Source organism: Pedobacter sp. (assembly GCF_041645105.1).
In the GTDB taxonomy this organism is placed as follows: domain Bacteria; phylum Bacteroidota; class Bacteroidia; order Sphingobacteriales; family Sphingobacteriaceae; genus Pedobacter.
Genome location: NZ_JBAZQQ010000002.1, coordinates 664897 through 687155 on the forward strand (window position 1 = coordinate 664897; position 22259 = coordinate 687155).

Here is a 22259-nt window from a genome sequence, read left to right on the forward strand (position 1 = left end):
GGGCAAAAAAATAATAGATAATAGTATATTTAGATATTTAACTTATATACTTATGCCACATATCGTCATCATCTCTTCCAGTATAAGGAAAGGAAGAGTCAGCCATAGAACAGCACTGTACTTCAGGAACTTCATAGAAACAAATGATCTTGGTTCTGTCGAAATTCTAGATTTATCGGAGTATAATTTTCCTCTTTTTGAAGAGCGATTACGATTTACTGAGAATCCGACGGATAATGTACTTGATTTTGCAGCGAAGATTAAGGCTGCAGATGGGATTATTATAGTTACACCTGAATATAACGGTGGATATCCGGCTAGTTTGAAAAATGTTGTTGATTTGCTTTATGATGAGTGGCGTAGAAAACCTATTGCTATAGCCAGTAACTCGGGCGGCCCATTTGGTGCAGCTCAAGTGCTAACCTCATTGCAATTTTCGTTATGGAAAATAGGAGCATGGACAGTTCCAGCTATATTTCAGGTTGCAAAAGTACAGGATACATTTGATGAAAACGGTATGCCTACTGAGAAGGTCGGAACAGATAAACGTGCAACAGTTTTTATAAATGAGTTATTGTGGTGCGTTGAAGCAAAAAAGAGGATGTCTATTTAGAGATCCTCTTTTTTAGATTTTACCCTTTTGGATCCTGATGCTCAACCGATACATTATACAGTTCGTACCAGTCCTGATGATCCAATTCAATTGTAAACGCATTAGCCGCATTTTTGATTCTTTGCTCATTGGTGGTACCAATAAGTGGCAGTGCGCCCAATTTAACCAGCCAGGCAACTGCAAGAGATTCAATATTGGCATTGTATTTTGCACTCAGTTCCTCTAGCTTTTGACGTACCTTCAGCGCCTGTTTGTCTGTGCCTGCAGCAATTCGGCCTTCGGCAAGTGGAGCATAGGCTAAAGGACGCATATAACGTTGTTTGATGTAATCAATCTGGCCATTGTCCAATGCCTGTGTACTTAATAAGTTTAACTCAATATGGTTAGTAACGATTGGTTTAGTGAGGTACGAAGCGAGCAGTTGATGTTGAAAAACAGAGAAATTTGCAACACCTATACTTTTCACTTTTCCTGAATCTTTTAGTTTTTCTAAGGTTAATGCGGTCTCTTCCAGATTAGAAACGGGATCAAGCTTATCCAGTAAAAAGATATCTAAATAGTCAGTTCCCAGTTTCCTTAGTGACGATTCAACACTTTGGGTAATGTGCGCAGCTGAAGTATCATAGTGTTTTACCCTGATATCCGGATTTAAAGGATGTGGTGTTCTTAATCCGCATTTACTGAATAAGATCACGTCCTGACGTTTAATTTCACCTTGCTTAAGTAAAGCACCGAACAGTTCTTCACATTTATAGTTTCCGTAACTGTCGCCATGTTCAAAGGTATTGATGCCTAATTCTAAACACAGTTGAACTGTTTTTTTTAAAACATCAGCAGCATCTTTTACCTCATCCCACCTGTAAAAACCGTATACCGCAGGTGAAACTTTAGGGCCTGCATCCCCCATATATATCTTTTTCATATGCTTGTCTATTTTAAGTTGGCTCAATGTCGGTTTTTTAGCTAATATATCAAAAACACGTGCGCTTTATTTTAAAAAACAAAAAATAATCACCATTCTTTTTGTGGAGCTTTTAAAACAAATTTATACCTTTGAAATTCATCTGATGATATGATGAATTTGATATGAGTATTATAGTTAAAAAGAAATCCCTTGCAGATGAAGTTGCGTCCAGATTACAAGAGCAGATTTCACTTGGAAAATATAGGGTTAATGAAAAGTTGCCTATCGAGCCTGAACTGATGAAGCGCTTTGGTGTAGGCCGTTCTACCATCAGGGAAGCCATTAAAATTCTCGCTAACTCTGGTTTACTGCGTGTGCAGCAAGGTATCGGTACTTTTGTAGAGTCGCTTGTAGTAAGCCGGGAGCCTATGGATCAGCGCTTAAAAAGAGCCGACGTTCAGGATCTGGATGAAGTAAGGCAATTGCTGGAAATGAAAATTGCAGAAAAAGCAGCACTTAACCGAACAGATTCAGATATCATTGCCATTCGCCATCACCTGGCCAACCGTAAAAGGGCTGCCGCTGAAGGTAAAATTGAAGAATGTATAGCGGCAGATGTTCAGTTTCATATTGCCATTGCTGAAGCTTCTAAAAATGAAATCCTGGCAGACCTTTATAAATCTACATCTATCCATTTAAAAAATTGGTTTTTTCATATTTATCCTGAAACCGGGGTATTTGAAGAAACCTATATACTCCATGAACAATTGTTGAAAAGTATTATAGCAGGTGATGCGAAGAAAGCATGGAGTTTTGCTGCAAAAATAACCGGACACGTATCTCAATAATGAAAATGAAAGAAACAACGACTACCATTGACACCAAACAGATCGCACAGCAAACTGTCTTTCCAATACTTTTTGCTATCAGCTTTTCACATTTACTAAATGATACAATACAATCGCTTATACCAGCTATTTATCCGCTGGTAAAGGATACTTATAACCTTAGTTTCTCACAAATAGGGTTAATTACACTTACTTTTCAGATGGCCGCATCTTTGTTTCAGCCATTTGTTGGTTTATATACCGATAAAAAGCCACAACCATATTCGCTGGCGATTGGCATGGGATTTACATTGATCGGATTGATCACCCTGTCTTTATCTACAGGGTTTTATTTTATGCTGTTGTCAGTAGCACTTATCGGCACAGGGTCTTCTATATTTCATCCTGAAGCCTCACGTATGGCACATGCGGCATCGGGAGGCAGGCGTGGACTGGCACAATCTATATTTCAACTGGGAGGTAATGCAGGAAGTTCTATTGGTCCACTGTTAGCTGCCTGGATCATTGTGCCATATGGACAGTTCAGTGTCATATGGTTTTCTATCATTGCCTTACTTGCTATTGTAATTTTGAGTTGGGTGGGGAGCTGGTATAAAGGCTATATGGTCAATCTAAAAGCTAAGCATGGCAGCAAGCTCCATGCAGGGATCAATAATTTCTCGAGGAACAAAGTAATCGGGGCAGTTATTATTTTGTTGGTGCTGATTTTTTCAAAGTACTTTTATATGGCCAGTCTGACTAGTTATTTTACTTTCTATTTGATTGATAAATTCCATGTTTCGGTACAGACGTCGCAGATTTACCTGTTTATATTTCTTTTCTCGGTCGCTGCGGGCACTTTGATCGGAGGGCCTGTAGGAGATAGATTTGGTCGTAAATATGTGATCTGGTTTTCTATTTTAGGAACAGCACCTTTTGCTATGATGCTTCCATACGCCAATCTATTCTGGACAGGTGTATTGATTGTTCCAATAGGTATGATCCTCGCTTCTGCTTTTTCCGCTATTCTTGTTTACGCTCAGGAACTGATACCCGGAAAAGTTGGCCTAGTTGCAGGTTTGTTTTTTGGTTTTGCATTTGGTATGGGTGGAATTGGGTCTGCATTACTAGGTAGATTAGCTGATAGTACAAGTATCAGTCATGTATATCATATTTGTTCTTTCTTACCTTTGATAGGTATTGTTACTGGGTTTTTGCCAAATATTGAGGGGAGAAAAAAGGGATAAAAAATAATAAGATCTTAGGTGAGTAGAAAATATTTTTCTATTTTTAGAATCACACACCTTTAAACCTTAAAAATATAATGAAAACTAAAGATTTTGATTCCACTGACCGTAGGGCATTCCTAAAGAAATCAGGTATCGTTATGCTGGGCAGTACACTTGCTTATCAAACAGGCTTCGGGTCACCTTTATTCACTTCTTCTGCGAAATCAACAATTAAAGTTGGTTTGATCGGTTGCGGTGGCCGTGGAACTGGTGCTGCAGCACAAGCGCTTCAGGCAGATCCTGATGTAGTTATCACTGCCCTTGGTGATATTTTTGAAGATAGACTTGAAACTGCGTACAATGCACTGACCAACATCGACGCGAAAAGAGTCAAAGTTGATAAAAAGAGAAAATTTATAGGATTTGATGCCTATCAAAAAGTAATAGATTCTGGTGTTGATGTGGTTTTGTTAACTACACCACCAGCCTTTCGTCCAGATCAATTAACTGCGGCTATAAATGCTGGTAAACATGTGTTTTGCGAAAAACCTGTTGCTGTTGATGCTCCTGGCGTACGTAAAGTATTAGAGGCTGCGAAAAAGGCAAAGGATAAAAATCTGGCCCTGGTTTCGGGTTTCTGTTTCAGATACGATTTACCAAGCAGAGGAGTATTTAGTCGTGTTTTGAATGGTGATGTAGGTGAAATCAGAACAGTTACAACTTTTAGAAATGGCTCGGGAAACTGGTCCAATCCTCGCCAGCCTGACTGGAATGATCTTACTTTTAAAATGCGTAACTGGCATTATCAAAACTGGTTGTCAGGCGACTTTATTGTTGAGCAAGCAGTGCATAGTTTAGATATGATGTCGTGGGTAATGGGCGATAAGATGCCACTTAGTGCTACCGGAACGGGTGGTAGACAGGTACGTGTTAATGAAATATATGGCAATATTTATGATCACTTTGCTGTGGAGTTTGCCTATGCAAACGGCGCTAAAGGTTATCATTTTTGCAGACAACAAGAGGGAACTTCTCATCGAAATACTGTAGATGTCCTTGGAATTGATGGTAATGCTTTTGTGAATGTAGGAACACGTTACGAAATTTCCGGAAAGAATCAGTGGAAGTATGATGGGCCTAAGAAAAATATGTACCAGGTTCAGCATGATGAATTGTTTGCTTCTATTCGTAGTGGAAACCCTATGAATAATGGGGAGTTTATGGCAAATAGTACTTTGTTAGCAATCTGGGCACGCATGGCAGCTTACACCGGACAAACAGTTAGCTTTGAACAGGCGTTAAACTCAAATGTAGAATTAGGGCCGAAGATTGATGAATATAACTGGGATCTTAAATGGGAAAACCTTCCTGTAGCCTTACCAGGTTCTACAAAGGTTATTTAATTAAGAAGACTTAACAGATGACAGCCTTACCCGATTAAAATACCCATATATGGGTATTTTAATCGGGTAAGGCTGTGTTTATTTTTGAGGGTTGAAAAAATCTAAATTAACTCACTATGAAAAGGAATTTACTATTTGCTTTTGTCTTGCTCTTCACTGTTACTTCCTGTAAAAAGGAAAAAGCTCCTGAGCCACAAAATGAGGATAGAAAGCCAGAAGTTATCATCAAAGAAATTACGTCTAAATTAGCTGGTGCGGATAGCATTAGTACTTTTACAGCAGCATTAAAAAATATTGCCCTTACTGCAGAAGAAACTGCACAAGGTATTACTGTTTTTGCGCCATTAAATCAAAATTCTAGTCCACAGGCACGACTTAGCAAAATGGCTTCTTTGGGTGGTAGAGGTAGTGGAAAGTTATCAGATACTAATCCAACAGACACTGGAAAAACGGTTCTAACAGATGTAGAACTAAGGGATCATATCATAAAAGGCGTCTTTAATTTCGCAGATCTTACAAATGGAAAGATACTAACTGGTCTTAACGGTAATCAGCTTAAGGTCACGAGATCGGCTGATACAGTTTGGATTAATGGTATAAGAATAGGTGGACAACAGATTGTGTCATCAAGTAATGAAGCTGTTTATGCAGTGAAATCTATGCTGACAGGAACGAAAGTAAACGACGAACCACAATCTACTTCATTAGAAGTTACCGTTTGGGATGCTACACTCTGGAGTGCAACAAAGCCTAAAGGTGGAGTGGCAATTGATGCATGGGTAACACTTTATAATAGTCAAAAAGATTATGCTGATAGTATTCCTGCGCAGGAAGGCAGAACTGATATTAATGGGAAGGTTATTTTTAAAACTGTTAGTCCAGGTATTTATTATATTAAAGTGACTCAGGGGGCTAAGAGTAATATTTTTAACAGATCTTCAAAACAAGGGGGCTTATATACAGGATATGCCAATGTAGGGATCTTTCAGAACCAGGCAGAAATAACAGTATCTCCAATGCAGGTGTTAGCTGTTCCGGGCGACTTCAAATGGGTTGATGGAAATGGTGATGGGGTGATCAATAACAGTGACCGGGTAACTTTGCCTAATGAAAAAGCAACGGTTGTTTCAGGTGCATTGAGAAAAGTAGAAGTGATGATTGGTAAGTTGAAAAATACACAAGACGAACCATATACTGAAGTAGCGTTTGATGCAAACCTTAGTATTGTTGAAAGTAATTTAGCTGCATGGCATAAGAAACTTGTTTTGTTAGATGGTATATTAGGACCTCAGGCTCCTCTTGATTCGATTCCAACGGCGTATAGAACTACTACCTATCAGGCTATCTCCAATTTTGCATTTAATGCTTCAAATCCATTGATTGAAGAGGTTTGGAGGAAGGGGTATGAAAGTATAGCTACATTAAGTATTCTGCAGGAACGTATTCCACTAGTAATGACGGATCGCACTGTGAAATTGGCTCGGGTTCGTGGAATGAGGGCATATATTTATTTGCAGTTGCTGACTTATTATGGTAATATATCATTGATGCAAACTACAGGAATGCTCAATAATCAGAATAGAGCTGCAGTGTATACTTATATTATAACTGAGTTGCAGGAAGCTGCAGCTGCACTGCCATCAAATAGTAGTGGTTCTGTTAATTTAAATTCACTTTCTGTTGGGGCATTATCAGCCAAAGCAGCTTTGTTAGATAAAAAATACGCTGAAGCAGCAAATCATGCAGAAGCTGTAATTAATGCCGGGAGATATGCCTTAGCTAATCTTGGAGCTCAATTTAATGCAAATAGTGCGGAAATCATTTGGGATAATTCTGCTGGTATGGATGCAGGTATAAAAAGCTATTTCTATCAGAGAGTTTCACTGCCTTATCTGAGATTGACTGAGGTTTATCTGATAGCGGCTGAGGCAAATCTTTTATTGGGTAATACAACAAAGGCACAGAATTTTTATACTACAATTGGACAAAGATCAGGTTATGGCGTTTCTACTGTAAGTATAGCGAATATCAGGTCTATGTGGAACAATGAGTTGCGTAGGGAAGGAAGTATTTATTCAAGTATGTTGAGATGGGGAACTGCACAATCTTTATCATCAAGAGGCTTTATAGAAGGTAAACATAATCGTTTCCCTATTCCTCAGAATGTAATTGACACTAATCCTCAGATGCGACAGAATCCGGGGTATTAAATATAACTTATATAACAGGAAGCCGTTCAAGTTAAATCTTGAGCGGTTTTCTTTTTTGTAAAAGCTTAATTGTCCTATATTAGGGTAATCTAAACAAACCACACAATGAAAAAAATATTAAAATTTGTTAACCTGTGCCTTGTCATGTTTATACTCGGTACAACAACATTATTCGCACAGAAGGTAACACTGCAGTTCGGAAAAGAAATTAGTCCTGATGAAAGGGGACGGATAAAAGAAAAAAATATTAGCTGGTTTAATGTAAATACGGCACCTGACACCTGGAGGAAAGAAAAGGGCCTGCTTATTTGTTCAGGAAAACCTATTGGTGTAATGCGTTCTGAAAAATTATATGAGAATTTTATTCTTGAAGTAGAATGGAAACATATGGAAGCTGGAGGAAATTCAGGTATGTTCGTTTGGAGTGATGCTATACCAGGGGCTAAAAATCGTTTGCCGGGAGGAGTAGAGGTTCAGATGCTTGAACTGGATTGGATTAATATTAATGCTAAAAATGGGGTACAACAACCTATTGCCTATGTTCATGGCGAGCTATTTGGAGTTGGTGGAGTGACTACCGTTCCTGATAATCCCAGGGGCGAACGGAGTAAATCGATTGAAAACCGTTGTAAAGGAAAAGGGGAGTGGAATAGCTATAAGGTAGTCTGTGTAGATGGAACTATAAAACTTTCTGTTAATGGGAAGTTTGTAAATGGCATCAGTAAATCTACTGTTAAAAAAGGTTATTTGTGTCTTGAATCTGAGGGGGCAGAAATCCATTTCAGAAATTTAAAAGTTACTGAACTCTAAAAGGAGTTATAATTTCCATTAATCATATCCCTTATGCAATTATACATTTTTATAAGGGATATGCTGTGTCACTTTTCGTTTCTGAAAGCACAAAAAAACTTTGAACTGTACTTACATTTGGTAGTGTAGCCAATTTGTTCCTTAAAAATAGATGATAAGCATCCATATCACTAGTTGCAATTCGTAAGATAAAATCGTAAGCACCAGTCATCTGAAAACACTCCATAACTTCACTAAACTTAGCCACCTCTGTTTCAAATTCTACTAAAGTTTCGGCAGTATGTGCTTTTAGAAATACGTGTGAGAATGCCAGGAGGTTTCTGTCAATCTTTTTGCGGTCTAATATCGCAACAACCCGTTTAATATAGCCCTGCTCTTTTAATCGTCTTACTCTTTCATGTACAGTAGCTATAGATTTATTGAGTTTAAAAGAGAGCTCTTTATTGTTTAGAGTAGCGTCTTTCTGTAAAAGTCTTAAAATTTCCAGATCTACCGGGTCCAGATTGTTTTGCATATTAATGAGTTAAAAATATTTTGTGTTTCGAATTTTAATTTTTGTAGAAAAAGTAAGTGTTAATGAAAAAAAAACAGCCCAACTTATGAAAATGAAGTCGTGACTGAAATTATTCATTGTTTTTTGCTCTTTTTCTGAAAAATTTTCGGAAATAAAGGTAAGCATTGTTAATATAACTTGCATTATGGATTTTTACCGAAAATTATTTATAAAAAAACATGTTAGTTGAAACTCAAGAGCAGGCTTGTTTAACTGCTGATCTTACCAATAAATTTGCCCATCTATGGCATTTAGTAGGCAATACGCCTATGTTGGAATTACAGTATGTATACAAAGGAAAACCAGGAAAAGTTTATGTGAAATGTGAACACTATAACCTGACTGGAAGTGTGAAAGATAGAATGGCTCTTAACATTATGTATGAGGCCTATAAATCTTGTGCCATTAAACCAGGTGATACTATTATTGAAGCAACTAGTGGTAATACAGGTATTGCATTTGCTGCAATCGGTAGAGCATTAGGTCATCCTGTTAAAATCATTATGCCAAACTGGTTAAGTAAAGAGCGTATTGATATTATCAGAAGTATGGGTGCTGAAGTCATCTTGATTAGTAAAGAAGAAGGCGGATTTTTGGGGAGTATTAAATTATCTGAAGATCTTGCTGCTGCAGGAGGTGTATTTTTGCCTAAGCAATTCGAAAACAAATATAACGAAGAAGCTCATGAGAAAACTACTGGTATGGAGATCTGGGAACAATTGAAATTAAATGGCTTAAAACCTGATGCATTTGTTGCAGGTGTGGGTACTGGTGGTACTGTAATGGGAGTTGGTAAAGGATTGAAATCTTATAATCCGGCAATTAAAATTCATCCCTTGGAGCCAGCAGAAAGTCCGACTTTAACAACTGGATATAAAGTTGGTAGTCACCGCATTCAAGGGATTTCTGATGAGTTTATTCCTGCTATCGTGAAATTAGAAGAGATGGATGAAGTAATCCAGGCAAATGATGGTGATGCAATTATTATGGCACAAAAATTAGCTAAAGAACTTGGCTTAGCTGTAGGAATTTCATCAGGTGCAAATGTGATTGGTGCAATTAAGTTAAAAGAGCAAATGGGTGGCGATGCTGTTGTGGTTACCATTCTGAGTGATAGCAATAAAAAATATCTGAGTACTGATTTGGTTAAAGAGGAAGCTATAAAAGATTCTTTCATTTCAACAGATACTGTATTTACAGGTTACCAACCGATTTGTCGTTTGAAATAAAAAATATAATAGATGAAACTAAACCACCATTTGTTTTTAAGTTTACGTGTTTTGATACTGGGGTTTTTCCTGTTTTTAGGCTCGGCAACTCTTGCCTTTGCTCAGGAAGCAGATACTTCAGTAGATGATCTTGTATTTACTGAAATGGGTTCTGAAACCGATACAGCAGCGGTTGCTCCTGTAAAAGCGGATAGCCTTAAAAATATTGATAGCGCAAAAAGCGCTGTAGACACCACAAAAAATGCGACAGCAACAACTGCTGGTGTAAGTTCAAATACTTCTGAAGCAGAAAAAACCCTTTGGGAAACCTTTATTGCGGGGCTCATTGGTGGCTTTTTAGCTTTCCTGATGCCTTGTATATTCCCAATGGTGCCTTTAACCATTAGCTATTTTACTAACCGGGCTGGGAGCAAAAGTAAAGGTATTGGTCAGGCTTTAATCTACGGACTTTCTATTATTGTAATTTATGTGGCTTTCGGCTTATTGATCACTGTGATCTTTGGCTCTGCAGGATTAAATGCTTTAAGTGCCAGTGGATTATTCAACTTCCTGTTCTTTATCCTCCTGGTGGTATTTGCGGTTTCCTTTTTTGGCGCCTTTGAGATTACTTTACCGAGCTCTATTGTTAACAAGATCGATAGTAAGGCAGACAACAGTAAAGGTTTAGGCGGTATTTTCTTTATGGCCGCTTCTTTGGCTTTGGTATCTTTCTCTTGTACAGGACCAATTATTGGGACTTTATTGGTGCAGGCCAGCTCTAAAGGGGAGTTGTTAGCTCCGGCAATTGGTATGTTCGGATTTGCACTGGCTTTAGCTTTACCATTTACTTTATCAGCAATCTTCCCTGGATTTTTAAGCAGTATGCCTAAATCTGGTGGATGGTTAAATAGTGTAAAAGTATGTCTAGGCTTCCTGGAACTGGCTTTAGCTTTAAAATTCCTTTCATCTGCAGATCTGGCCTGGCATTGGGAATGGTTTGACAGAGAGATTTTCTTAGTACTGTGGATTGTGATCTTTACACTGATGGGAATGTACCTGTTGGGCAAACTCAAGTTTGCACACGATAGTGATTTGAAATATGTTTCTGTACCAAGGTTGTTCTTTGCTATCCTGTCGTTCTCTTTTGCGGTATACATGGTTCCTGGATTATGGGGAGCTCCTGTAAGTGTATTGAGTGGACTTGCGCCGCCAATGAATACCCAGGATTTCATCTTAAATGCACATGGACCGGCAGCTTCAAGTGGTTCAACAGATTTCCCCTCTAAGGTGAAACATAGTGAATCCTTAAAAGCACCAGTAGGCTTCAATGTATTCTTTGACCTGGATGAGGGAGTGGAGTATGCGAAGAAAGTAAACAAACCTGTTCTGTTAGACTTTACTGGACATACCTGTGTAAACTGTCGTAGAATGGAAGATCTGGTATGGATTGACCAGGAAGTTGGACGACTGATTAAAGAGGAATATGTACTTATTCAATTATATGCTGATGACCGTAATATTAAGATGCCTGCGGAGAAAGTTCATTATTCTAAGATCCTGAAACGCAATACCGATGACCTTGGTTATTGGAACCTTGATTTCCAGGCTACAAGATATGCTTCCAATGCACAGCCTTTATATGTGCTGGCCGGACAAGACCTTAATCCTTTAGTTGCCCCACAGGGTGCAAACTTTAATGCTAAAGAATATGCTGATTATTTAAGAAGCGGCGTTGCTGCCTTCAAGAATAAGTAAACAATACTATCCATAAAAAAACTAAAATGGTAGTTAATAATTAGACAATGGCCGGCATCCACCGGCCTTGTTTATTTTAGAAGTTTTCGATTTGATATAATTTATCGCTAATTCATTAAAAATCAGCGCGAAAGAGATAAGGGGTAAAGTGATAATAGCTTTAATGGTGAAAAACAACTATTTTTGACCAGAGAAAGAGTTGGCAGGGTGATAAATATTAAGATAAATTGTTCAAAGCAAATTGTTTTGACATAATGTAACAAGTAAATATGAAAAGAGTAGTAGTGACAGGATTAGGTGCTGTAACTCCGGTGGGAAATACAGTAAAAGAATTTTGGGAGAACATTGTAGCCGGTAAAAGCGGTGTAGGTGCGATTACAAAATTTGACACTTCAAAATTCAAAACTAATTTTGCTGCAGAAGTTAAAGATTTTGATGCTGAGGCATATATCGACAAGAAAGAGCTGAAAAAATACGACGTGTATACTCAATATGCTATTGCTGCGAGTGATCAGGCTATCAAAGATGCAGGACTGGACTTTGAAAATATGCCAGAAGTGGAGCGTTATGAAGTAGGAGTAATCTGGGCATCAGGTAACGGTGGTATTGGTACATTTGAACAACAGCTTAAAGAATATCACTTGGGTGATGGTACACCAAGATTCAGTCCTTATTTTATTCCTAAAATGATTGTTGACATCGCTGCAGGTGTGATTTCAATTAGACATAAATTACATGGACCAAATTATGCTACGGTTTCTGCATGTGCATCTTCAAACACCGCTATTATTAGTGCATTTGATACCATTAGGTTAGGCAAAGCAACTATTATGGTTGCTGGTGGTTCTGAGGCGGCTATTACTGAGTCTTCTGTAGGTGGATTTAGTTCTGCACAGGCATTATCTAAAAGAAATGATGATCATGCTACAGCTTCTCGTCCATTCGATAAAGATAGAGATGGTTTTGTGATTGGTGAAGGCGCTGGTGCATTGATTCTGGAAGAATATGAGCATGCAATTGCTCGTGGTGCGACTATCTATGCCGAAATGGTAGGTGGCGGTATGGCTGCGGATGCATATCATTTAACGGGTACACCTCCAGATGGTTTAGGAGCTTCTTTAGGTATATCAAAGGCATTGGCTGATGCGGGAATTACTCCAGATAAAATTGATTATATCAATGCGCATGCTACTTCAACTGGTTTAGGTGATATTGGTGAGCTGAACGGTATTAAAAAGATCTTTGGTGATCTGCCTGTTGCTATCAGTGCTACGAAATCTATGACAGGTCACCTTTTGGGTGGAGCTGGTGCAATAGAAAGTATCATCAGTGTTATGTCTGTAAAGGATGATATTATTCCAGGTACGATTAATACACAGGAGCTGGATGAGGCTATACCTGCAGGACTTAAAATAGTTTTAGGGAAGTCACTTCACCAACCAGTTAATTATGTGTTGAATAATACGTTTGGCTTTGGTGGTCATACTGCTACATCAATATTTAAGAAATATACTGGTAAATAAAGTAAAGCTTTATTGCTGTAATTTTAGAGGCCTGGTAGAAAAACCAGGCCTTTACTTTTTATATCATTTTACTGAAATTACCTTTGCTGAAGAGAAATAGAATTTTATCGCCTAAACTACCTGAATCTGTAAATTATACCAAAGCCTAAAACGGACTTTTGTTCCATAAAAAATATAATTTAACTTGCCTTCATGAATATAGAATTCAATAAAAACGAAGATGTCAATAAGCAATCGGTTTACGAACTCAAAACCAGGCTTAAAAAAATATATAAAGGTGGGGGAGATAAGTCTGCAGCAAAACAAAAGGAGAAAGGGAAGTTACTTGCCAGAGAGCGCATTGCTTATCTGATTGATCCAGAAACTGACTTTCTGGAAGTAGGTGCATTTGCAGCTGATGATATGTATGCAGAACAAGGTGGTTGTCCTTCTGCTGGGGTCATTTGTGGAATCGGTTATGTGTCGGGCCGACAATGTATGATTGTTGCCAATGATGCTACAGTTAAGGCTGGAGCATGGTTTCCTATGACAGCTAAAAAGAATTTGAGAGCACAAGAAATTGCAATGGAAAACAGACTTCCAGTCATTTATCTCGTAGATAGTGCTGGTGTTTACCTACCGATGCAAGATGAAATTTTTCCTGATAAGGAACATTTTGGAAGGATGTTCAGAAACAATGCCCTGATGTCTTCTGATGGTATTGTACAAATTGCAGCTATTATGGGCTCTTGCGTTGCTGGTGGTGCTTATTTACCGATTATGAGCGACGAGGCAATGATTGTTGATGGAACAGGTTCCGTGTTTTTAGCGGGTTCATATCTGGTTAAATCGGCAATTGGTGAGGAAGTAGATAATGAATCTTTAGGTGGGGCGACTACACATTGTGAAATATCAGGTGTAACGGACTACAAACATCCAAATGATCAGGCTTGTCTGGATAGTATTCGTAATATAATGAGTAAGCTTGGGGCTCCACAGGTAGCAGGTTATGATAGGATTAAATCTGTGTTGCCTAAGTTAGATCAAGAAGAAATTTATGGAGTATTGCCTGAGAATAGAGAGAAACCATATGATATGTTGGAGATTATTCATCGATTGGTGGATGACTCAGATTTTGAGGAATACAAGCAATTATATGGGCAAAGTATAATTTGCGGGCTTGGGAGGATTGATGGATGGGCAGTAGGTATTGTAGCCAATCAGCGTAAGGTGGTAAAATCTAAGAAAGGAGAGATGCAGTTTGGCGGAGTAATTTATTCTGACAGTGCGGATAAAGCTACACGATTCATCATGAATTGTAATCAAAAAAAAATTCCTCTTGTGTTTTTACAGGATGTTACCGGCTTTATGGTTGGGAGTCGCTCTGAGCAAGGTGGTATCATTAAAGATGGTGCAAAAATGGTTAATGCCGTAGCTAATTCAGTAGTGCCCAAATTTACCATTGTAGTAGGTAATTCTTATGGTGCAGGGAATTATGCCATGTGTGGGAAAGCTTATGATCCGAGATTAATTTATGCCTGGCCAAGTGCTAAAATAGCAGTAATGGGTGGTTCGCAGGCTGCAAAGGTTTTGTTGCAAATTCAGGAAGCGTCATTGAAAGCTAAGGGGGAAGTCATTACTGCCGAAAAAGAAGAGGCACTGCTGAATGAAATTACTGATAGGTATAACCGTCAGACCACTCCATATTATGCTGCAGCAAGGTTATGGGTAGATGGAGTAATAGATCCTAAAGATACCCGAAAAGTTATTTCTATGGGTATTGAGGCTGCAAATCAGTCTCCGATCAAAAAGCAGTTTAATGTTGGGATCATCCAAACCTGATTCCATTTATAATCCTGATATCACAATGTTGCATTTGTTACATTTTTGTTATTTGTGTATCGCGGGAAAATGGGTAATTTTGTAATACAATTCGTAAAAAATATGTCAGAAGAAATAGAACACGTAGAATGTTTAATTATAGGTTCAGGACCTGCAGGATATACCGCTGCAATTTATGCTGCCCGTGCAGATCTTAAACCAGTTATGTATACAGGTATGGAGCCTGGAGGTCAGCTTACCCAAACTACTGAGGTAGACAATTTTCCTGGCTACCCTGGTGGAATAACAGGACCTGAGATGATGGAAGATTTTCGCAAACAAGCTGAGCGATTCGGTACAGATGTTCGTTTCGGTTTCGTAAGTTCAGTTGACTTTTCTTCATTGCCACATAAAGTTGTAGTTGATGAAATAAAAACCATTACAGCTGATACAGTAATTATTTCTACTGGTGCTACCGCTAAATATCTTGGGTTACCAAGTGAACAAAAGTATAGTGGTTTCGGTGTATCAGCATGTGCTGTTTGTGATGGTTTCTTTTTTAAAGGACAGGATGTAGCTATCGTTGGTGCTGGTGATACAGCTGCAGAGGAAGCAACTTACCTGGCTAAACTATGTAAGAAAGTTTATATGCTGGTACGTAGAGATGAATTCAGAGCTTCAAAGGCAATGGTTCACAGGGTATTGAATACACCAAATATTGAAGTGATTTATAATACTGAAACTAAGGAAGTATTGGGTGACGGTAAAACTGTTACTGGTGTTAGGGTTGTAAATAATGAAACTGGTGTTGAACAGGATTTAGATGTTCAGGGCTTCTTCGTTGCGATTGGACATAAACCTAATACTGATATCTTTAAAGGCCAGTTGGATATGGACGAAACTGGTTATCTTAAAACAGTTCCAGGTTCAACGATAACTAATGTTGAGGGTGTTTTTGCAAGTGGTGATGTACAGGATAGCTATTACCGTCAGGCTATAACAGCAGCCGGTTCTGGTTGCATGGCAGCATTAGACGCGGAGCGTTATCTGGCGGCTAAAGAACACGGTGTTAGCGCAACAGCTTAATTATTAAGAAAAAATAATATTGAGCAGGATCATTTAATGGTCCTGCTTTTTTTGTGTAATCATTATTAAGTTTTTTTCTAACTTAGATTGTAAATCATAATCTTAGCAAGCTAATAATGAAGAAACTATTATCGATTGTTTTATTGGCATTTTTGTATGTCGGCACTTCTGCTCAAAGTGATTTAAATATGGGAATTATTCCAGCTCCGGTATCTGTCAAAAAGAATTCAGGTACATTTAAATTGGATAAAACTGTTGTGTTGGTATCCAATGATGTTAAAAATGCTAAATCTGCGGATTTGCTTAATGCATTTATCGTTACAAGGGCTGGTTTTTCATTAAGGGAAGCTAAGTCGGCGACTGCTAGTGGTCGTAGTATTGTTTTGAGCTCTGTAGGAGCCGAAAAATTACCTGATGAAGGCTATACTATTCATGTCGACAGCAAAAATATTACCGTTACAGGTAAAGGGGCTGGTTTGTTTTATGGCGTTCAGTCTTTAATACAGATGATGCCTGAAAAACAAAATAATGAGATTTTGATTGGTGCAGCAGAAATCAATGATTATCCGCGCTTTAAATATAGAGGTATGCATTTGGATGTAAGCCGTCATATGTTCCCTTTGGCTTTTATCAAAAAGTATATTGACTTAATGTCGACTTATAAATTGAATACCTTTCATTGGCATTTAACGGATGACCAAGGTTGGAGGATTGAAATTAAGAAATATCCAAAATTAACTACTATTGGTGCCAGTAGAAATGGAACGATCATTGGGCATCATCCAGGTGTAAATACTGATGGGAAACCATATAAAGGTTTTTATACCCAAAATGAAGCGAAAGAAGTAGTAGCTTATGCAGCTTCAAAATTTATCAATGTAATTCCGGAGATTGAAATGCCAGGTCATGCATCGGCTGCGATTGCTGCTTATCCTGAATTAAGCTGTTTCCCGAATCGGGATACATTTGTGGCTGAGGGAGCACCTTGGTCAGGTTCTCGAAAGGGTAAACAAGTACAACAAACCTGGGGTGTTTTTGATGATGTTTTTGTGCCATCAGAAAATACCTTTAAGTTCTTGCAAGATGTGATTGATGAAATCCTTCCAATTTTTCCTTCTAAATATATTCATGTTGGTGGGGATGAGAGTCCGAAGGAATACTGGAAGGAAAGTGAATTTTGTCAGAAATTAATAAAAGACCTTGGTTTAAAAGACGAACACGAATTGCAGAGTTATTTTATTCAACGAATGGAAAAGTATGTGAATTCTAAAGGTCGTAGTATCATTGGCTGGGATGAGATTTTAGAGGGGGGACTCGCACCAAATGCTACTGTAATGTCCTGGAGAGGGACCGAAGGTGGTATTGCTGCTGCAAAACAGAAGCATGATGTAATCATGACACCAGGAGGACCCGTTGGTCTTTATTTTGATCATGCACAATCTGACTCTAAAGATGAACCAACTAATATTGGCGGTCATGCACCATATTCATTAGTATATAATTATGATCCGGTACCTACTCAATTGAGTGTTGATGAGCAGAAATATATTGTTGGTGTGCAGGCAAATTTGTGGGCAGAATATCTGCCTACGCCTAAAAAGGTAGAATATTTTCTTCTTCCAAGGATGTTAGGTTTATCAGAAACTGCCTGGAGTCAACCTTCACGTAAAGACTTTAAAAACTTCTCGGAAGAACGCTTACCCATACACCTTTCAAATTTAGATAAAACAGATACAAATTACTGGGTACCAACTCCATTAGGGCAAGACAAGAAAGTAATGAATGGCGAACAATTTGAAATTAGTCTTAAGGAGCCAATGCCAGGTTCTAAAATTTATTATACTTTTGATGGTACAAGACCTTCTGAACTTGCTGCTTTGTACACTAAGCCGATAAAAACTATGGTATCGAAAGGTAAAAAAATGGTTTTGAAAACGATCGTAGTGACACCTTCCGGAAAGCAAAGTGTAGTAAAGGAAACTATATTAAACAATGGTGCTGCTGATGTGAAAACAAAGTAATACACATTGTATATTTAGAACAGAATTAATTAGATAGATGAAAAAAATGATAAATGTAATAAAGCATTCCCTACTATTTGCTGGGGTGATTTTAATGGCTTCCTGCGGTAATAATAATGAAAAAAAAGTAGCAATTGAAAAGCCTGTGGCTACACTTGCTGATAGTAAGGCAGGAGGACAATTTACATTTTATAAAGATATTAATGTGAAACCTGGTCTTAACTTCGAGATAGTAAGTTGGGGTAAAGGAGTTGATAGTATAGGAGGATATTTAATTCTGATGTCAGATTCTGTGAAAAATAAGTACAATTCATTTTCTGCTGAACGTAAAGGGATTATTACCGATGCATGGAATATGGATATGGATAATGACGGAAACCCTGAAATTTATATCGAGTTGCTTAGCAAGAAAAATGTATTGGACTTAAATGTTTATGAATATTCTGGTGGTGATTTTAGAAAAATCAATTTCCCGCCTTTAAGTAGTAATACGAAAAAAGATTATGCAGGTAATGATAAATTCCTGATTAAAGATGGTAATCTCTTCCGTTCTTTTCCCTTGGTTAATGCAAAAGATACGTCCATCAAAGCTGGCGATGTTAAGATGTTGGTGTACCAGTTAAATGGTAATAGTTTTAATGTAAATGAGGTTAAACAAGAAAAGTAAAACTAAACAAGTCTATTTTTTCTGGCTACTTTAATAGCATCGGCTTTTGAATTAACATCCAGCTTAGCGTAGATATTTTTGATATGTGTTTTTACCGTCTCGGTCTCTATAAATAGTTCTGATGCAATTTGTGAACGGTCTTTCCCTTTTGTAATGAGGTTAAGGATTTGGGTTTCTCTTTTTGTGAGTGGTGAATCAAAATTCTTTTGTAGCGATGTAATTACCTTTTTAGCTACGTTGGGACTCATCGGTCCACCTCCTTGCATTACCTCTTTAATTGCTTCAATGATTTTTGAAGAGGGGGTATTTTTGGTGAAGTAGCCGTTTGCTCCATTTGCTAATGCTTCGAGAATGACCTTCTCTGTATCATGAACGGTTAACATAATGATGTATGCTTGCGGAAGCAGCTTTTTTAATATTGGAAGTGCATCTATTCCGTTAGTGCCTGACATTTGTATATCAAGGATAATCACATCAGGATTATCTTTTACAATTAAATTTCTAGCATTATCAAATGATGGATAACAATTTACTACCTGGTAAGGGGATGTATGGTTAATCAGGTACGTATATCCTTCTCTAATAGTCTGGTCATCTTCTATAAGTACAATTCTTGCTTCTGCTTTTATATCCATCTTTACATTTTTAATATTTTAATTTAACGTAGGACGTTAAAATATTTGAGAACGTTAAGATCGAGTGCGTTAAAGTAAAATAGAGAGTGTTATGGTTGTTCCTTCGGTGTTCGAAGTTACTTTTAAGTTTCCTTTTATTCGTTCCGCCCTTACCCGCATATTGTTTAGTCCTCGGCCACTCTTTTCTATGCTGGCATCAAAGCCTTTTCCGTCATCCTTAAGTTGAATTTCTAAAAGACGGCCACTCATTCTTGCAGTAAAATCAATTTGCTCTGCTTTTGAATATTTCAATACATTATTTATGGCTTCTTTAAAAATCATCAATATATTCCTACTTAGTTCTAACGGAAGCCTCTTGCCTGTATCATTGACAACTATTTCATCTTTAAAACAAATTGAGGTATCACCAAACATTTCAGAACCGAAGTCTTTAATGTTGGATAATAGCTCTCCTAAAGTATCATTCTTTGGATCAAGTGACCATAAAATGTCTTTTGCTCCATTATATAATTCGTTAACATTGGTTTTTATTTTTTGTATAATGGCTCTTTTTTCATGATCGTTATTATCTGTCATGCTACTTAACACCTCTGATAAGACTGTTATCCTGGTTAATTTGTTACCGATATCATCATGAAAATCTTCTGCAGTTTGTTTTCTGACTTTAAACTGCTCTTCCAGCTTAATTTTGAGTCTTAATTTACGCTGCCTCTCATTTAGGTTAATGATTATATACACAGAAATCATTATAAATAATAAGATAATCACTAAAATGAAAACTTTGAAAATGGAGCTCTGGTAATAAGGTGGAGTAATCTCCAAATGGAATGATGCGTAGCTTTCCGATCTAATGCCTGACATTGTAATTGCTCTTACCTGAAAGGTATAATTTCCGGGAGGAAGTGCAATATAATTAACAGAGGAGGTTGTACTGGGCTTACTATACTTATGGTCTAATCCCCGAAGTTTGTATTGGTACATCACACTTTTGGGATTACTAAAATAGATACCCGTAAAGCTGATGTTCAGATGGTTGTGGTTGTAAGGAAGCACAATTTTTTTATCCAGTTCATGCTCTTTGTAAACTACTTGAGCTAAATTTTGATTGCCAATTTTATTTTGAGCTAAAATGCTTACCGAATTAATGAAAATATGAGGCTTATTAGATGTAGAGCTTATATTCTTATTGTTGTAAACCAGAGCACCTTTGGTTGTACCGATCCAAATGTTATCTCCATTTTCTAGTATAGCATTTTGATTACATTCCATCAACAAAGAATTCTCGTTTTTTAAAATTCTGAAACCTTTTGCCATTATTTTATTTATTCCTCGGCCAGTTCCAATCCAGATTATTCCTTTTCTGTCAAGGAGTAAGCTGTATATGTGGTCAGAGGATAATCCGTTTTTAGAGCTGATTTGCTTTGTGGTCCCTTTTGTAATGTTCCAAATAATCAATCCATTATCTGCTGTTCCGAAAATTACATGATCTTCATATTTAAGCATTGATAAAATATTGGATCCTTTTAAAGGCTGAAATAATAAAGGCGTTAAGTTCATTTTATTCCGGACTAATGTAGCACCATCCTGACTACCTATTATCATCATGTTGTTGCCAATTTCAAGTAAACTTGTGCTTGCCTTTTGTGTAACTCTGCTTATATTTTTCATATTGCTATCCATTAAGAAGCAGCCCATGTTAGCGGATATCCAAATGTTTTTATGTCTGTCTTCCAATATTGCATTACAATAGAACGATCTGCTTCCTTCATCTATCCGTTCAAAAAAATTGTTCTTGTAACGCCATAATCCGCCACCTGCAGTTCCAATCCAGATGTGGTTTCTGCTATCTTTAAACATGAAATTGATGCGTTTTGTGTCATCGTTTTCTGAAGGAATAGAGATCGGTTTAACTTGATTATTTTTATGTGAAAAAATGCCACTGTAAGTTGCTATCCAGATCTCGTTAGGGCTGGGGCCATTAATTATGCTCATTACAACATTACTTTTCAGGCCCTGTGATTCGTCGTAGCTTACGTAGTTATTGCTATTAAATTTAAATATTCCAGAGCCATCTGTGCCTAGCCAGATATTATTTTCCTTATCTCTAAAAATCCTGTTAACAACATTATCAGTAAAACCATTCTTGGCATTAAAGTGAATGGACTTGTCTTTAGACATAAACCATGCACCACTGTTTGTGCCTAACCATAAATTGCCTTTTTCGTCTTGGTTTATAGCTGTTATTTTTTTTATTTTGTTTGCAAAAGCGGATTTCATTTCCGCATTTTCAGATAAGAAAAAGCCGCTATTTGTTAGTATCCAGATTCTGTCTTTTGCAAATGTATCTACAAGGAAATTACCAATAATTAGCTGATCATCCTGTTTAGATAGAACTTTCTTATGCCATTTATTTCCATGTAGATAGTATAAACCATTTTTATAAACTGCGGCCCATATTTTTCCTTTTGCGTCTATTTTTAACGCAGTTACAATTTCATTCGTATCACCGGTAATGTATACAAGCTCAGCTTTTTTACCATTTATTTTAATTAGTTTTTTACCAGACAAACCATACATTTCGCCTGAAGATGAAAGAGTTAGGTCTTCAGTCCAGACTTTTATATCTGGATAATTGTAAAGACTATCGTTTTTATAAATGGATAAACCTTTTTCTGTTCCAATAAATAAGCTGCCGTCTTTATTAATGGCGCAGGAAAGAACAAAGTTGCTATTCAATCCATCTGTTTTACTCAAGTTTGTAAACTCGTTACCATTAAACCGGCTCAAGCCACCAAGAGTAGCAATCCACAGTCGATTTTGTTTGTCCTGAGCAATGGATGTAATCTGTGATTGGACTAATCCATCTTGTATATCATACTGTTCAAAATTATAACGCTGCCCAAAACTTCTCATGCTATAGATGAGTAAGAGCAACATAATAAATATTGATTTGAGGTAAGTCACGAGTTTAAATAAAATAAATTTATGTGATTGTAAATATAATTAAAAAGAAAA

Annotated in this window: 17 protein-coding genes; 13 read left to right on the forward strand and 4 right to left on the reverse strand. The window is 37.4% G+C overall.

Annotated features, from left to right (window positions below; translation table 11 throughout):
- Positions 1-52 precede the first annotated feature (52 nt).
- Positions 53-613, forward strand: coding sequence for an NADPH-dependent FMN reductase (locus tag WC623_RS09105; protein ID WP_372850162.1), 561 nt, complete (start codon positions 53-55; stop codon positions 611-613).
- Positions 614-632: 19 nt separating this feature from the next.
- On the opposite strand, the gene WC623_RS09110 is transcribed toward WC623_RS09105, so the two are convergent.
- Positions 633-1535: an aldo/keto reductase family oxidoreductase gene (locus WC623_RS09110; RefSeq protein WP_372850164.1), complete on the reverse strand. Its 903-nt coding sequence runs from the start codon at positions 1533-1535 to the stop codon at positions 633-635.
- A gap of 164 nt (positions 1536-1699) precedes the next feature.
- On the opposite strand from WC623_RS09110, the gene WC623_RS09115 reads away from it, so the two are divergent.
- The 5 genes from WC623_RS09115 to WC623_RS09135 all read left to right on the forward strand — a co-directional run bounded on the left by WC623_RS09115 (position 1700) and on the right by WC623_RS09135 (position 7996).
- The gene (locus tag WC623_RS09115) at positions 1700-2365 is read left to right on the forward strand and encodes a FadR/GntR family transcriptional regulator (protein WP_372850166.1); all 666 of its coding nucleotides are present in this window, start codon (positions 1700-1702) and stop codon (positions 2363-2365) included.
- A complete protein-coding gene (locus tag WC623_RS09120; protein WP_372850168.1) occupies positions 2365-3591 on the forward strand; it encodes an MFS transporter in 1227 nt (408 codons plus the stop codon). Before WC623_RS09115 ends, WC623_RS09120 begins: the two co-directional genes overlap by 1 nt.
- A gap of 77 nt (positions 3592-3668) precedes the next feature.
- Entirely contained in the window at positions 3669-4976 is a 1308-nt protein-coding gene (locus WC623_RS09125; RefSeq protein WP_372850169.1) for a Gfo/Idh/MocA family protein, read from the forward strand.
- Between the two features lie 116 nt (positions 4977-5092).
- On the forward strand, positions 5093-7186 hold the full coding sequence (locus WC623_RS09130) for a RagB/SusD family nutrient uptake outer membrane protein (protein ID WP_372850171.1): 2094 nt from the start codon (positions 5093-5095) through the stop codon (positions 7184-7186).
- Between the two features lie 105 nt (positions 7187-7291).
- On the forward strand, positions 7292-7996 hold the full coding sequence (locus tag WC623_RS09135; RefSeq protein WP_372850173.1) for a DUF1080 domain-containing protein: 705 nt from the start codon (positions 7292-7294) through the stop codon (positions 7994-7996).
- A gap of 49 nt (positions 7997-8045) precedes the next feature.
- On the opposite strand, the gene WC623_RS09140 is transcribed toward WC623_RS09135, so the two are convergent.
- Complete coding sequence (locus tag WC623_RS09140) at positions 8046-8510, reverse strand: Lrp/AsnC family transcriptional regulator (protein WP_349786370.1); 465 nt, start codon at positions 8508-8510, stop codon at positions 8046-8048.
- Between the two features lie 218 nt (positions 8511-8728).
- Between WC623_RS09140 and WC623_RS09145 the strand changes: the two genes are divergently transcribed.
- The 7 genes from WC623_RS09145 to WC623_RS09175 all read left to right on the forward strand — a co-directional run bounded on the left by WC623_RS09145 (position 8729) and on the right by WC623_RS09175 (position 18609).
- Positions 8729-9778, forward strand: a complete 1050-nt coding sequence (locus tag WC623_RS09145; protein WP_372850175.1) for a PLP-dependent cysteine synthase family protein — start codon at positions 8729-8731, stop codon at positions 9776-9778.
- Between the two features lie 12 nt (positions 9779-9790).
- The gene (locus tag WC623_RS09150; RefSeq protein ID WP_372850177.1) at positions 9791-11512 is read left to right on the forward strand and encodes a protein-disulfide reductase DsbD family protein; all 1722 of its coding nucleotides are present in this window, start codon (positions 9791-9793) and stop codon (positions 11510-11512) included.
- A gap of 269 nt (positions 11513-11781) precedes the next feature.
- Positions 11782-13035, forward strand: a complete 1254-nt coding sequence (gene fabF / locus WC623_RS09155) for a beta-ketoacyl-ACP synthase II (RefSeq protein WP_372850179.1) — start codon at positions 11782-11784, stop codon at positions 13033-13035.
- Between the two features lie 192 nt (positions 13036-13227).
- The gene (locus tag WC623_RS09160; protein WP_372850181.1) at positions 13228-14856 is read left to right on the forward strand and encodes an acyl-CoA carboxylase subunit beta; all 1629 of its coding nucleotides are present in this window, start codon (positions 13228-13230) and stop codon (positions 14854-14856) included.
- 102 nt (positions 14857-14958) lie between these two features.
- Positions 14959-15921: a thioredoxin-disulfide reductase gene (trxB, locus tag WC623_RS09165; RefSeq protein ID WP_372850183.1), complete on the forward strand. Its 963-nt coding sequence runs from the start codon at positions 14959-14961 to the stop codon at positions 15919-15921.
- A gap of 116 nt (positions 15922-16037) precedes the next feature.
- On the forward strand, positions 16038-17942 hold the full coding sequence (locus WC623_RS09170) for a beta-N-acetylhexosaminidase (protein WP_372850185.1): 1905 nt from the start codon (positions 16038-16040) through the stop codon (positions 17940-17942).
- 37 nt (positions 17943-17979) lie between these two features.
- The gene (locus WC623_RS09175) at positions 17980-18609 is read left to right on the forward strand and encodes a hypothetical protein (protein WP_372850187.1); all 630 of its coding nucleotides are present in this window, start codon (positions 17980-17982) and stop codon (positions 18607-18609) included.
- Positions 18610-18611: 2 nt separating this feature from the next.
- Here WC623_RS09175 and WC623_RS09180 read toward each other — a convergent pair whose 3' ends face one another.
- Complete coding sequence (locus WC623_RS09180; RefSeq protein ID WP_372850189.1) at positions 18612-19244, reverse strand: response regulator; 633 nt, start codon at positions 19242-19244, stop codon at positions 18612-18614.
- Positions 19245-19313: 69 nt separating this feature from the next.
- Complete coding sequence (locus tag WC623_RS09185) at positions 19314-22157, reverse strand: two-component regulator propeller domain-containing protein (protein ID WP_372850191.1); 2844 nt, start codon at positions 22155-22157, stop codon at positions 19314-19316.
- Positions 22158-22259 lie beyond the last annotated feature (102 nt).